13 protein-coding genes are annotated in these 12,552 nt (G+C 76.5%); 8 read left to right on the top strand and 5 right to left on the bottom strand.

The features are described 5' to 3' along the window. The first annotated feature begins 23 nt into the window (after positions 1–23). Entirely contained in the window at positions 24–416 is a 393-nt protein-coding gene (locus tag ACPCUX_RS18145; RefSeq protein WP_423389335.1) for a hypothetical protein, read from the top strand. Here the strand turns inward: ACPCUX_RS18145 and ACPCUX_RS18140 are convergent. After that, the gene (locus ACPCUX_RS18140; RefSeq protein WP_423389334.1) at positions 397–2,052 is read right to left on the bottom strand and encodes a PLP-dependent aminotransferase family protein; all 1,656 of its coding nucleotides are present in this window, start codon (positions 2,050–2,052) and stop codon (positions 397–399) included. The two genes, ACPCUX_RS18145 and ACPCUX_RS18140, sit on opposite strands and share 20 nt — an antisense overlap. A 110-nt stretch (positions 2,053–2,162) precedes the next feature. Between ACPCUX_RS18140 and ACPCUX_RS18135 the strand changes: the two genes are divergently transcribed. Genes ACPCUX_RS18135 through ACPCUX_RS18120 form a run of 4 tightly spaced genes read left to right on the top strand, consistent with a single transcriptional unit; the run spans position 2,163 to position 5,170 of the window. Beyond that, entirely contained in the window at positions 2,163–3,146 is a 984-nt protein-coding gene (locus ACPCUX_RS18135; protein WP_144721884.1) for an aldo/keto reductase, read from the top strand. 59 nt (positions 3,147–3,205) lie between these two features. Beyond that, on the top strand, positions 3,206–3,769 hold the full coding sequence (locus ACPCUX_RS18130; RefSeq protein WP_076404554.1) for a GNAT family N-acetyltransferase: 564 nt from the start codon (positions 3,206–3,208) through the stop codon (positions 3,767–3,769). A gap of 40 nt (positions 3,770–3,809) precedes the next feature. Further along, positions 3,810–4,427: a nitroreductase family protein gene (locus tag ACPCUX_RS18125; protein ID WP_415297043.1), complete on the top strand. Its 618-nt coding sequence runs from the start codon at positions 3,810–3,812 to the stop codon at positions 4,425–4,427. Then, a complete protein-coding gene (locus ACPCUX_RS18120) occupies positions 4,424–5,170 on the top strand; it encodes a hypothetical protein (protein WP_423389333.1) in 747 nt (248 codons plus the stop codon). The genes ACPCUX_RS18125 and ACPCUX_RS18120 overlap by 4 nt, the downstream gene beginning before the upstream one ends. A gap of 20 nt (positions 5,171–5,190) precedes the next feature. Here ACPCUX_RS18120 and ACPCUX_RS18115 read toward each other — a convergent pair whose 3' ends face one another. Both ACPCUX_RS18115 and cofD read right to left on the bottom strand, forming a co-directional pair. Beyond that, positions 5,191–6,063, bottom strand: coding sequence for a 2-phospho-L-lactate guanylyltransferase (locus ACPCUX_RS18115; RefSeq protein WP_423389332.1), 873 nt, complete (start codon positions 6,061–6,063; stop codon positions 5,191–5,193). Then, positions 6,056–7,009: a 2-phospho-L-lactate transferase gene (gene cofD, locus ACPCUX_RS18110; protein ID WP_114554112.1), complete on the bottom strand. Its 954-nt coding sequence runs from the start codon at positions 7,007–7,009 to the stop codon at positions 6,056–6,058. Before cofD ends, ACPCUX_RS18115 begins: the two co-directional genes overlap by 8 nt. 86 nt (positions 7,010–7,095) lie before the next feature. Between cofD and ACPCUX_RS18105 the strand changes: the two genes are divergently transcribed. Together ACPCUX_RS18105 and ACPCUX_RS18100 are read left to right on the top strand one after the other, a co-directional pair. Then, positions 7,096–7,416, top strand: a complete 321-nt coding sequence (locus ACPCUX_RS18105; protein WP_021483491.1) for an MTH1187 family thiamine-binding protein — start codon at positions 7,096–7,098, stop codon at positions 7,414–7,416. Between the two features lie 149 nt (positions 7,417–7,565). Continuing rightward, positions 7,566–9,020 carry a hypothetical protein gene (locus ACPCUX_RS18100; protein WP_423389331.1) on the top strand — a complete coding sequence of 485 codons (1,455 nt, stop codon included), beginning with the start codon at positions 7,566–7,568 and terminating at the stop codon, positions 9,018–9,020. 152 nt (positions 9,021–9,172) lie between these two features. Here ACPCUX_RS18100 and ACPCUX_RS18095 read toward each other — a convergent pair whose 3' ends face one another. After that, on the bottom strand, positions 9,173–10,024 hold the full coding sequence (locus ACPCUX_RS18095) for an ABC transporter permease (protein ID WP_340697269.1): 852 nt from the start codon (positions 10,022–10,024) through the stop codon (positions 9,173–9,175). Then, entirely contained in the window at positions 10,021–11,118 is a 1,098-nt protein-coding gene (locus ACPCUX_RS18090; RefSeq protein WP_423389330.1) for an ATP-binding cassette domain-containing protein, read from the bottom strand. Before ACPCUX_RS18090 ends, ACPCUX_RS18095 begins: the two co-directional genes overlap by 4 nt. Before the next feature lie 94 nt (positions 11,119–11,212). Between ACPCUX_RS18090 and ACPCUX_RS18085 the strand changes: the two genes are divergently transcribed. After that, positions 11,213–12,226, top strand: a complete 1,014-nt coding sequence (locus ACPCUX_RS18085; RefSeq protein ID WP_423389329.1) for a helix-turn-helix transcriptional regulator — start codon at positions 11,213–11,215, stop codon at positions 12,224–12,226. Positions 12,227–12,552 lie beyond the last annotated feature (326 nt).

Here is a 12,552-nt window from a genome sequence, read left to right as displayed (position 1 = left end):
CCCGGCGTGGCAGCATCGGGCGCATGTCGACTCCGGAGGACCTCGCACGCCGCTACCTCGGCTGGCTCCTGCTGACCGAGGGCGCGCGGGCCGAGCGTCTGCGGGCGGAGGCGGAGGTCGGGGTCTCGGAAGAGGTACGGAGCGTGGTGGAGCACGACGCCGACCCGTTGCCGCTGCTCGACGCGCTCGTCGCGCAGGCCGTCGCGAGCGGGGACGAGCGCCTCGTCACGCGGCTCGGGGCGGGGATCGTCGAGGAGGCGATCGTGGGCCGGTCCGACCTGGCTGGTCGCATCGCCGCGCGATGCCGGGCGGAGCCGACCTGGAGCGAGGTCGTGCAGGGGGCGTGGGTGGAGGAGCGCCGGGCGCGCGACCTCCCGGGTCCGCTCCCCGCGCTCGTCACCGTCCTGAAGGGCTGACGAGGCTACCGCGGGCGCTCCGCACCGCGTCGGCGAGCCGGGCGACGGCCTCGTCGACGCGGGCGTCGGCGAGGTTGCCGTACCCGAGCACGAAGGTCGTCGACCGCTCGGCGGGGCGCACCTGGTAGCGGCGCAGGTCGACGACGGTCACCTCGCGCCGCGCGGCCTCGCGCACGACGTGCGCGGCGTCGGGCGCGGGACCGTCCGGCGAGCCCGGCAGGGACAGCAGCGCGTGCATCCCCGCCGCGATGCCGCGCACCGCGGCGCCGGGCAGCTCGCGGGCGAGGGCGTCGAGCACGGCGTCGCGACGGCGGCGGTAGCGTCCCCGCGCGGCGCGCAGGTGCCGGTCGTAGCCGCCGGACGCGACGAGCCGCGCGAACGTGAGCTGGTCGACGGTGGACGGGGCCGCCGTCGGGCCGTGCGGGGCGGAGGCGCGCGCGACGGACTCGCGCCAGCGGGCGGGCACGACCATCCACCCGACGCCGAACGCGGGGCTCATCGTCTTGCTCACCGAGCCGAGCAGCACGACGCGGTCGGGATCGAGCTGCTGGAGCGCGGCGACGGGCCGACGGTCGTAGCGGAACTCGGCGTCGTAGTCGTCCTCGACGACGACGCCGTCGACGTCCCGCGCCCAGGCGAGCACGGCCTCGCGCCGCTCGGGCGCGAGCGCGGAGCCGGTGGGGAACTGGTGCGCGGGCGTGAGGAGCGCGGCCCGTGCGCCCGTCCGCCGGGACGCGTCGACGAGCGCCTCGACGAGCGCGCCCCCGGCGTCGACGGGGACCGGGACCGGGGTGAGACCGGCGCGCGCCGCGACGTCGCGCAGCACCGACCAGCTCGGGTCCTCGACGAGCAGGTGCGTGTGGCCCGCCTCGACGAGCACGGCGGCGACGCGCGCCATGCCGTCCGTCGCGCCGCGCGTCAGCACGACGGCGTCGTCCGGCCCCGTGACGACGCGCGCCCGGCGCAGGTGGCCGGCGACGACGGCGCGCGCGTGCGGGTGCCCGGCGGGGGCGGGCTGCCCGAGGTCGTCGTTCGACGCCGTCCCGCCGGACGTGCCGAGCGCCTCGCGTGCCGCGCGGAGCCACGCGTCGCGCGGGACGTGCCGGAGATCGGGGACGCCCGGTGCGAGGTCGAACCGGGCGCGCGCGGCGTGGATCCTGCCGGTGTCGGTCCGCCCGGCGGGAACGACGGCGCGCGCGGGTCTACCGTCCGCCGCTCGTTCCTCGCGGCTCCCGCCAGGCCCGCCACGACCCGCGCGCACCGTCGTTCCCGCCGGGCTCGTGGGCCGCTCGCCCAGCGCGCTCGTTCCCCTCGGGCTCGTCGATCGTGCCCCGGCTGCGGCGGAGACGCGGGTCGCGGAGCCGGTGCGCGCCTCGAGGAAGCCCTCGGCGACGAGCTGGCCGTACGCCTCGGTGACGACCCACCGCGACACCCCGAGCGACTCGGCGAGCTGTCGGCTCGGCGGGAGCGCCGCGCCGACGGGGACGCGGCCGGCGTGCACGGCGTCGCGGACCGCGCGCTCGAGCCGCTCGACGCGGGACCCCGCCCCCGCGCCCAGGTCGAGCAGGGCCTCCCAGGCGAGCGCCGCCGTCGGCCCGGGGCGCTCGGACGGCAGATTGGTCTGGTCGACGGCCATGGCATCGGACCGTACACCCGTGCCGATGCCTCCCTAGCGTGGAGCACGTCACCGAGACCACGGGTCCACCACGGACCGCTCGGACCACCGACAGACCCAGGGAGACCACCATGCGGTACCGCACCATCGGCGACGGGCGCACCTCCTTCGAGGTGTCGACCCTGTGCCTCGGCACGATGAACATGGGCACGCTCGTCGACGAGGACACCTCGTTCGCGATCCTCGACCGCTACCGCGAGGCGGGCGGCACGTTCCTCGACACCGCGAACAACTACAGCTTCTGGGCCGGCGGCCACGGCCGCGACAGCGAGGACCTGCTCGGCCGCTGGCTCGCGAGCCGCGGTGCGCGCGACGAGGTCCGGATCGCGACGAAGCTCGGCGCGGCCAAGAAGGACCCGGCCCTGCCGCTGCAGAACGTCGAGCCGACGAACTTCCAGGGGCTCGGCGCCGACGTCGTCGCGGACGAGGCGCACGAGAGCCTGCGCCACCTCGGCGTCGACCACCTGGACGTGCTGTACGGGCACGTCGACGACCACGGGACGCCGCTCGCCGAGACCGTCGGCGCGTTCGGCAAGCTCCAGGCGGAGGGCGTCGTCGGCATCACGGGCATCTCGAACGTCGCGCTGTGGCGCGTCGTCGAGGCGCGCGAGGAGGCGCTGCGCCAGGGCGTCGCGCCCTACGGGCTCGTCCAGCAGAACTACACCTACGCCTACCCGACGCCCGAGCCGGGACGGCACAACTGGGCGTCGTACGAGCTGCTCGACTACGCGGCGTCAACGGGCGTCGAGGGCCGCCCGCCGCTCGCCGTCACCGCCTACTCGCCGATCCTCCAGGGTGCGTACGTGCGCCGGGACAAGCCGCTCTGGGACGGGTTCGACCACCCGACCACGCGCGAGCGCATCCGCCTCCTGCACGAGGTCGCGGGCGAGCTCGGCGCGACGCCGAACCAGGTCGCGCTCGCGTGGCTCCTCGGCGGCGAGCACGCGGTGATCTCGGTGATCGGGCCCAGCACGGTCGAGCAGCTCGACGACCTCCTCGGCGCGGCCGACCTGGAGCTCGACCCCGAGCTGCGCGCGCGCCTCGACGCGGCCTGAGCCGGCCGAGCGGCCCGGCCCGGCGCACCCACGCCGGGCCGGGCTGCCACGATGGGCCGATGCCCACCACGCTCGTCGAGCGCACCCGGCCGGACGACTGGCGCGACCTGCGGGACGTCCGCCTGCGGGCGCTCGCGGACGCGCCGTCCGCGTTCGGCTCGACCCTCGCGCGCGAGGTCGCTTTCCCCGACGACGTGTGGCGAGAGCGCGCGGCGCAGGGGCGCACGCTCCTGGCGCGGACGACGTTCGACGGCGGCCCGCCTGGCGACCGCGGCAAGTCCGACGACGGCGCCCCGCCCGGGAGCGGCCGGTCGCCCGGTCCCGTGGTCGGGGTCGCGGCCGTCGTTCCCTCGCCCGACGACCCGACCGTGGCCGAGCTCGTGTCCGTGTGGGTCGAGCCCGGCGCGCGGGGGAGCGGTGTGGCGGCGTCGCTCCTGGCGCGCGCCGACGACCTCGCGGCCGGGCTCGGCGCGCGCACGCTCGCGCTCTGGGTCACCGCGACCAACGCTCCCGCGCTCCGCCTCTACGAGCGCGCAGGCTTCGCGCCGACCGGCGAGACCCAGCCCCTCCCGAGCGACCCCCGCCTCCTCGAGCTGCGGATGACGCGGCGCGTCGCCGGATAGGGTGCGGGGACCTGATCCCGGACCGTGCCGAGGGGGCCGCGTGGAGTTCCAGGACGTCGTCCGACGCCGGCGCATGGTGCGCCGGTTCACCGACGAGCCGGTCGACCCGCACGCCGTCGACCGCCTGGTGCGCAACGCCGTCCGCGCGCCGAGCGCGGGGTTCGCTCAGGGGTGGTCGTTCCTCGTGCTCACGGAGCCCGACGACGTCGCGCGCTTCTGGTCCGCGACCTCGCCCGAGCAGCCCGAGCGGAGCATGAGCACGTGGCTCGCCGGGATGCGCACCGCGCCCGTGCTCGTCGTGGTCCTCACGTCGAAGGACGTCTACCTCGACCGGTACGCCGAGGACGACAAGGGCTGGGCGGACCGCGACGAGAACCGCTGGGCCGTGCCGTACTGGCACGTCGACGCCGGGATGGCGGCGCTGCTCATGCTCCAGACCGCCGTCGACGAAGGGCTCGGCGCGTGCTTCTTCGGCGTCGCGCCGGGCGAGGTCGGGCGCCTGCGCGCGGCGTTCGGCATCCCCGACGCGTACGCGCCGACGGGGGTCGTCGCCGTCGGGCACCCCGCCGACCGGGCGGCCACGGGCTCGCCGCGCCGTCGCGCGCGCAAGCCGCTCGACGACGTCGTGCACCGCGGCCGCTGGGGTGGCCGGTCGTGACGCGCTCGCGGGCCGGGGCGCTCGCCGTCGGGCTCGCGCTCGCCGTCCTCGGCGTGGGAGCGTGCACGGGGAGCGCGACGCCCGAGGACCCGACGGGCGCGGCGTCCGCGACGCGGACGGACCGGCCGCCCGCCGAGGTCCCGGCCGACGACCCGACCGCCTCGGGCGAGCCGGAGCGGCCTCCGGGTGGCTCCGACGAGGCGACGGCGGGCGCCTCCGCCGGGCCGGGGGAGGCGCCCACGGCCGCTCCGCCCGAGGTCACGAGCCTCGGTGGCGCGGCGGGCGCGACACCGCTCGTCGGGCGGTCCGGGTGGCAGGTCGTGGGTGCGAGCGGCGCGTGCGTGCTGTCGTCACGTGCCGCGGCCGACCCGGCGGCACCCACGGCGGGCCCGCGCGACGCGTCCGCCGCCCTCCTCACGGAGACGGTCGCCGCGGACGGCGGTGACCTCACGGCTCCCAGCGACGTCCTGCTGCCCCTCCTCGCCGACGGCGTCACCCGCCAGGGGGTGAACGCCGCGGCCCAGGACTGGACGGTGACGACCCCGCGCGGCGAGGTGCGGGTGCGCGGGGCGGCGCGCGTCGTGAGCGTGCCGACGTTCGAGGGCGACGCGTCGACGCAGTCCGTGGTGCTCGCGCTGGACTGCGCCGGGCCGCTCGACGAGGGCGCGTGGCAGCGCCTCCTCGCCGACGTGCGGGCCGGCCTCGCGGCGCCCCCCGAGGAGCTCGGTACCTGGCCGTCGTAGCGGCGCGGGCGGGTGCCGGGTCAGGCGTCGTGGTCGCGCAGCGCCGGGACGTGCAGCCCGACGGCGCCCCGCACGGGCGGGGGCAGCTCGCCCCAGTCGTCCAGCGTGTCCAGGTCCACGGCGGTCCCGGGCCGCTGCACGACGACGGCCCGCAGCCCGAGCCGCTCGGCCTCCGCGACGTGCGCCGCGCGGCTGCCCGTCCCGAACTGAAACCGGAACCCCTCGCCGCCGGAACCGCCGTCGGGCCGAGCACGAGGTTCCTGGCGTTCTGCGCCGCTTCCCGACAGCAGGGTCGTGCTCGACGGCGCGGTGGCCGGGTAGTCGAGGACGAGCAGGTTCGTGCCCGCCCCGACCCGGTCCGTCGCGACGACGACCGGGGCGTCCTCGGCGAGCAGCGCCGCGACGTCCGCGGTCGTGAGCGCCGGGAGGTCGGCGTGCGCCACGAGGAGCCGCACCGGGCCCCGGGCCGCCGCGTCCTCCGCCGCGAGCTCCCGGCCCAGCTCCACCGCCGCGTCCAGACCGGGCCGGTCCGCGGGCTGGAGCACGATGCGCAGCCGGTCGGCGTCGGCGGTCAGCAGGGGCAGGTCCTCGGACCCGGCGTGCGCCGCCTCGGCGGGCTCGTCGACCACGACGTCCCGCAGCGCCCGCCACGTGAACCGCGGGTCGGACGTCACGACGACCACGCGCTCGACGCCGTCGCTCGCGAGCAGCGTCCCCACGACGTGCCGCGCGAGCACGCCGATCAGCCTGCTGCGCGACGCGGGGTCGAGCACGTGCGCGAGCCGCGACTTCCCCGACGACCCGTCGCGCAGCGGCACTACGGCGACCACGCGCGCCGGGCGCCCCGGCTCGCCCGGGCGAGGGCCGCCGTCGGGCCGCACGACGTCACCCACGCTCGAGCCCCACGGACCGCAGCAGCGTGCGCGCCAGGCGCTCGCGGCCCTCGGCGCCGCCCATGACCGTGTCCGTCACGACGACGTCCATCCCGAGCGCGCGGACGGCGTCGGCGAGGTGCGCGTCGTGGTCGTCGATGACCATGACGTCGACCAGGCCCGCGTAGAGGCGCGCGACGCCGAGCGCGGAGACCTCGTGCCCGAGCGTCGTGAGGATCTGCGCGGCAGGACCCTTGAGCGCGCGACCGCCCACGATCGGGCTCACCGCGACCCGTCGCGCCGACGTCCCGGCGAGCGCCTCCCGCACGCCCGCGACGCCCAGCACCGGCTCCACCGACAGGAACGGGTTGGACGGCGCGACCACGACGACGTCGGCGCCGGTCACCGCGTCGAGCACGCCGGGCGCCGGGCGCGCGGCGTCGATGCCGTCGTAGACGAGACCGAGCACGTCGTCCGCGTGCCGACGGCCCACGAAGTACTCCTGGAACCCGAGGCGCCCGGCGGGCGTGTCGACGAGCGTCGCGACGCGGTCGTCGGTGACGGGCAGCACGCGCGCCCGGACGCCGAGCGCGGACGTGAGCTGCGCGGTGACGTCGGACAGCGGCGCGCCGGCGCGCAGCCGGGCCGTCCGCACGACGTGCGTCGCGAGGTCGCGGTCGCCGAGCGTGAACCACGTGTCCTCGCCGAGCCGGCCCATCGCCTCCAGGGCCGCGTACGTCTCCCCGACGACGCCCCAGCCGCGCTCCTCGTCCGCGAGCCCGGCGAGCGTGTACGTCACGGTGTCGAGGTCGGGCGAGATCCACAGCCCGTGCAGCTCGACGTCGTCGGCGACGTTGACGACGACCGTGAGGTCCGTCCCCGCGAGGTCCAGACCGTGCGCGAGGCGGGCCCCGCCGACCCCGCCCGCGAGCACGGTGACGCGGTCGGTGCGGTGTTCTGCTGTCACGACGACGAGCCTACGTCGGAGCACGGAGCCTTCGCGGAGCGCCCGGTTCCCCGGCCCGTGGCGCGACGCCGTGCCACGATGGACCCATGGCCGTCTTCGCCTTCTCCGTCGCCCCGCTCGGTGCCGGCGAGTCCGTCGCGGACTCCGTCGCCGAGGCCGTCCGCATCGTCCGCGAGTCGGGCCTGCCGAACCGCACCACGTCGATGTTCACCGAGATCGAGGGTGACTGGGACGTCGTCATGCCCGTGATCCAGCGTGCGACCGAGGCCGTCGGCGCAGGCGGTCACCGCGTGTCGCTGGTCCTCAAGGCCGACATCCGCCCGGGTCGCACGGGCGAGCTCACGGGCAAGGTCGAGCGCGTCGAGGAGCGGCTCGCGGCCGAGTCGGAGGACACCGGGCACGCCTGACCGGGCGGGTGACGCGCGGGCCGGAGACGGGGGCCGGACGGCCCTTGCGCACCGGTTCGCCCGCTTCGAGGGACTTGACCCGCCCCCGTAGGCTATGGCGCATACGCCCCCGCCCAGGTCGCGTTTCCGCTGCTGCAGGAGAACCCCCGATGCCCCTCTTCGAGGTGGACGCCGAGCGTCCCGTACTGGTCCAGCCGCCCCAGCAGGCCGGAGCATTCGGGACGGACGCGCAGCGGGTGGTGGACGGCAACCTCGAGGGACTGCTGGGCGAGCAGATCTTCCCGGTCGCGCACGGCACGTCCGACGACGAGCCGCACCTCCTCGCGCTCGACGCGGCGGGGCTCCCGGTCGTCATCGAGGTCACGGCCGAGCTCACCGAGGAGGCCCTGACCGCGGCGCTCAACCACGCGGGCCGCGCCGGTCGCCTCACGCGCGCCGAGCTCGCCGCGCGCTACACGGGCGGCGCGTCGCGCTTCCAGCAGGACGTCGCCGCGTTCTACGACAACGTGCCACTCACGCGCTCGCAGGCGACCGCGCGCGCCACGGGCGCGCGCCTCATCGTCATCTGCTCGAGCGCCGCGCCCGGCATCCAGGACGCGCTCGACTTCCTGCGCCAGCCCGGCTCGCCGGTCGCGGTGCTGCGCCTCGGCGTGGTCCACGGGGCCGACGGCCGCCGCTTCGTCGACGTGTCCCCGCTCGCGATGACGCGCGACAACCCCGCGCCACCCGCGGCACCCGAGCCCCCGCGGGGCCGTGCCGTCGCCCCCGGTTCCGACTTCGCGGACGGCGTCGCCGTGGGCCGAGCCCTGACCGGCAAGTTTCCCGTGGTGACGCGTCAGGCCGCGAGGTCCCGGGCGGAGCGTCGCCGGGCCGCCGAGCTGGAGCCCCGCACCACCTACGGCGTCGCGCCGTCGTCGGCCGACGAGACGGGCCAGCTCGCCCCGCTCACCGCGACGGGCGAGCCGCGCCGCGCCGAGCCGCCCGTGCTCGACTTCGTCCCCCTGGACGACCCGCTCACCGCGCGCACGGCGCCCGAGCCCGCGCCGACGGCCTGGGCCGACCGCCGCCCGGTCGAGAGCGCCGACGAGGCACCGGCCCCGCGCACCTCGATCCTCACGCGCGAGTCGATCCGCACCCGGGAGTCGATCCGGACGCGCGAGTCGTACCTCACGCACGAGTACGGCGACCAGCGCAGCCCGGCGCAGGAGCGCCCGTACGACCCGCTGTCGTACCACCCGCCCGTCGACCTCGGCACGGGGCCGGACCTCCCGTCGAGGAGCCGCGACGTCGCGCCGGTGCCGTCCCCGCCCGCGGCCGACCTGCCGCTCGGCCCCGAGGACGACCCGGACCTCGTCGCGCTCGCCCGCGCGTTCGGCGCCCCGCGCCAGCTCGTCTGGTCGCGGCCCCGGCGCGGGCAGCGTTTCGAGGCGGTGCTCCAGCCCGACGGCTTCATCGAGCTGTCCGACGGCGCCCGGTTCCGCCACCCGGACCTCGCCGCGGTCGCGGTCTCCGGCACCCACACCGCCGACGGCTGGAGCGTCTGGCGCCTGGGCACCGACGACGGCCCCACCCTCACCGACGCCTTCCGCGAGCACACCGCCTGAGCCCGCCGGCCGGGACCGCTCCCGGCGTGAGACGGGAGAAGTGGCCCCTGGAGGACTCGCCGCAGGGGCCACTTCTCGCATCTCGCCCCCGGCGACGACGTCGTCCGCCGGGTGCCCCGGGGCTGGAGGCCCGGGCCGAAGCGCTCCCGTGCTCAGTCGGTCGTCCGCACCATGGTCCGGATCCCGACGGCGAGCCCGACGGCGGCCGTCACGACGGCGGCGACCCACCCCCACGCGACGGCGGACGCCGTGAGGTCGCCCGCGAAGAGCGCCCGCTCGGCGTCGACCACGTAGCGCAGCGGGTTGACGTCGGACGCGACCTGCATCCAGCGGGGTCCGGTCTCGAGCGGCAGCAGCATGCCGGACAGGATCATGAGCGGGAAGACGAGCGTCTGCTGCACGACCCAGAACATCCAGTCCTGCTTGCGGACGGCGAGCGCGAGCGCGTAGCTGAGGGAGCCGATCCCCACGCCGAAGACGGCGAGCAGCACGAGCCCCACGACGGCGCCGGCGGGGTGCAGCTCGAAGCCGAACGGCAGCATGACGAGCACCACGACGACGGACTGCGCGACGATCGGGACCATCTCCTTGAGCGCGCGCCCGACGAGGAGCGACGCGCGCGACAGCGGCGCGACGAGCATCCGCTCGTGCGCCCCCGTCTGCAGCTCCACGAGGAGGTTCGCGCCCGTCGTGGACGTCCCGAACAGCGTCGTCATGACGAGGATCGACGGCACGAACCACTGCCAGACGTTGCCGCCCAGGACCTCCTGGCCGGTCGTCGTGCCGCCGAGCGACCCGACGAGGAGCGGTCCGAACAGCGCGAGGAAGACGATCGGCTGGACGAGCCCGAAGAGCACGGAGAACGGGTCGTGCAGCACGGGCCGCAGCTCGCGCACGAGCACGATGCCGGTGTCGCGCGCGAACGCGGCGAGGCCGCGGCGCGGGGCGTGCGCGCGGCTCGGTGCCGTGCGCGGCGTGGTCGGGGTCGTGGTGACGGTGCTCATGCTGCGGTCCTCTCGGTGGGGTGGGCGTCGGCGCCCGTGGTGGCGCCCGCCTCGCGCAGGCTGCGCCCGGTGAGGGCGAGGAAGACGTCGTCGAGCGTGGGCCGGCGCACCTGGGCGGTGTCGACGGCGATCCCGGCGGCGTCCGCCGCGCGCAGCAGCCGGGGCAGGTAGGCGTCGCCCCGCTCGGCGCGGACCTCGAGCGCGGGTGCACCACCGGGCCGGGCATCCGGCCCGGTGTCGGGCCCGACGGCGCCCGCGCCCTCGGGCGTGCGGGCCACCTCGCGGAAGCCCTCGACGCGACGGGCCAGCGCGGTGAGGTGGGCGGCGTCGTCGTGCGCGCGACCGCCCGACGGCGCGAGCGTCACGAGGACGCGGTCCCCGGCGAGCTCGGCCTTGAGGTTCGCGGCCGTGTCGTCGGCGATGACGCGCCCGTGGTCGACGACGACGACCCGCTCGGCCATGGTGTCGGCCTCGTCGAGGTAGTGCGTCGTGAGGACGATCGTCATGGGCTCGCCCGTCGTCGCGCGGGCGTCGTCGCGCATCCGCAGGACGTGCTCCCACAGGTTCGCGCGGTTGTGCGGGTCGAGGCCCGTGGACGGCTCGTCGAGGAAGAGGAGCGACGGCGCGTGCACGAGGCCCATCGCGACGTCGAGCCGACGGCGCTGCCCGCCGGAGAGGTCGGACACCTTGCGGGTGCCGTGCGCCGTGAGCTCGAGGGAGTCGAGCAGCTCGGCGGCGCGTCGCCGTGCGGTCCGGCGGTCCAGGCCGTGGATGCGGCCCTGGCTCGCGAGCTCGTCGACGGCCCGCTGCGCGTGCCCGGCCCCGTTGCCCTGCCCGACGTACCCGATGCGGTGGCGGACGGCGTCGGGCGCGGCGACGACGTCGTGTCCCGCGACGGTGGCGGTGCCCGACGTCGGCCGGGTCAGCGTGGTGAGCATGCGCAGGGTGGTCGTCTTGCCGGCCCCGTTGGGGCCGAGGACGGCGACGAGCTCGCCCGGCGCGACGTCGAGGTCGATGCCCCGCACGGCGTGCACGGTGCGGCTCTCGTCCCGCCCGACGGCGAAGTCCTTGGTCAGTGCTCTGGTCCGGATCACGGTGCTCCTCCTGGGGTGCGGTGCGTGCGTCGGGAACGACTCTGCTCCGGGTAGCGGACAGGTCCGGTCCTCTACCTCGTGCGACGCTGGAGCCATGCTCGAGACCTCGGGACGACTGCTGCGGCTGCTCTCGCTGCTCCAGGCGCGCCGCGACTGGCCGGGGGCCACGCTCGCGGAGCGGCTGGAGGTGAGCCCGCGCACCGTGCGGCGCGACGTGGACCGGCTGCGCACGCTGGGCTACCCGGTGCGCGCGACCAAGGGCCCCGACGGCGGGTACCGGCTCGACGCCGGGGCGGACGTGCCGCCGCTCCTGTTCGACGACGAGCAGGCCGTCGCCGTCGCGGTCGCCCTGCGCACGGGCGCGCTGCCCGGGGTCGAGGACGCCGCGGCCCGGGCGCTCGCGACCATCCGGCAGGTGATGCCCGCGCGGCTGCGGACGCGCATCGACGCACTGGAGGTGACCGCCGTGCCGGGGCGCCGGGAGCAGGAGCTCCCCACCGTGCGTCCCGACGTGCTCGTCGCCGTCGGGACGGCGGCGACCGAACGGCGCGTGCTCCGGTTCGACTACGACGGCGGCACCGGTGAGGTGCTGCGCGCGCCGGGCGCTCCGGAGGGCGCGGGGTTCCGCGCCCCGCGGCGCGCGGAGCCGCACCACCTCGCGACGTGGGGTGGGCGGTGGTACGTCGTGGCGTGGGACCTCGACCGGGAGGACTGGCGCACGTTCCGGGTCGACCGGATGGTCCCGCGCGAGGGCACGGGGGCACGGTTCGCGCCGCGCGCGCTGCCGGCGCCCGACGTCGCGACGTTCGTCGTGGAGCGGTTCGCCACCACCAGCTACCCGGTGCGCGGCACCGTCGAGCTCCACGCGGACGCCGCGACGGTGGCGCGCTGGGCGGGCGCGGACGCGGTCGTCGAGCCGGCGGCGGAGGGGCGGTGCCGCCTGACGACGGGCTCCTGGTCCTGGGGCGGGCTCGCGGCCCGGTGCGCGATGTTCGACGTGCCGTTCGACGTCGTCGGGCCGCCCGAGCTGCGCGCCGCCGTACGCGTGCTGGGGGAGCGTGCGCGAGCGGCGGCGAGGGGTGAGCCGGGTCACGAGGGAGCGAGTTGACCTCCTGCCCCGCGACCCCGTAATGTTCTCGAGGTCGCCCGGCAGGGAGGAACAGACACCACGGCACAGCTCTTCGGAGCAGATGCGAAGTGGCTGGTCCCCCGGGCGAAACTCCCACCAGATTTCTCGGAGCACAGTGCTGCGCCGTGAGTGCGGTGGGGGTGTCTGGATCAGGTACATTTCTGAACGGAAATCCGGTTTTCACCGGTCCGGGACGAACGGCCGGGTCTGGTAGGATTCAGAACGAAGGAAGCGCCCCGCGCAAGGGCCTCGGGAACGAGGTCGGAGGCGGTGTGTGTCGGTTGTTTGAGAACTCAACAGTGTGC

Origin of the sequence: Cellulosimicrobium sp. AB352, assembly GCF_049538415.1 — a bacterium.
In the GTDB taxonomy this organism is placed as follows: Bacteria; Actinomycetota; Actinomycetes; order Actinomycetales; family Cellulomonadaceae; genus Cellulosimicrobium; species Cellulosimicrobium funkei.
Note: the sequence above shows the minus strand (reverse complement) of the source record. Positions and strands in the feature narration are given on the sequence as shown.

Coding starts and splice junctions, on each gene's coding strand:
- ACPCUX_RS18105 (WP_021483491.1), top strand. CDS start 7,096: ATGGCCGTCTTCGCCTTCTCCGTCGCCCCGCTCGGTGCCGGCGAGTCC.
- ACPCUX_RS18145 (WP_423389335.1), top strand. CDS start 24: ATGTCGACTCCGGAGGACCTCGCACGCCGCTACCTCGGCTGGCTCCTG.
- ACPCUX_RS18095 (WP_340697269.1), bottom strand. CDS start 10,024: ATGAGCACCGTCACCACGACCCCGACCACGCCGCGCACGGCACCGAGC.
- ACPCUX_RS18085 (WP_423389329.1), top strand. CDS start 11,213: ATGCTCGAGACCTCGGGACGACTGCTGCGGCTGCTCTCGCTGCTCCAG.
- ACPCUX_RS18135 (WP_144721884.1), top strand. CDS start 2,163: ATGCGGTACCGCACCATCGGCGACGGGCGCACCTCCTTCGAGGTGTCG.
- ACPCUX_RS18100 (WP_423389331.1), top strand. CDS start 7,566: ATGCCCCTCTTCGAGGTGGACGCCGAGCGTCCCGTACTGGTCCAGCCG.
- ACPCUX_RS18140 (WP_423389334.1), bottom strand. CDS start 2,052: ATGGCCGTCGACCAGACCAATCTGCCGTCCGAGCGCCCCGGGCCGACG.
- ACPCUX_RS18130 (WP_076404554.1), top strand. CDS start 3,206: ATGCCCACCACGCTCGTCGAGCGCACCCGGCCGGACGACTGGCGCGAC.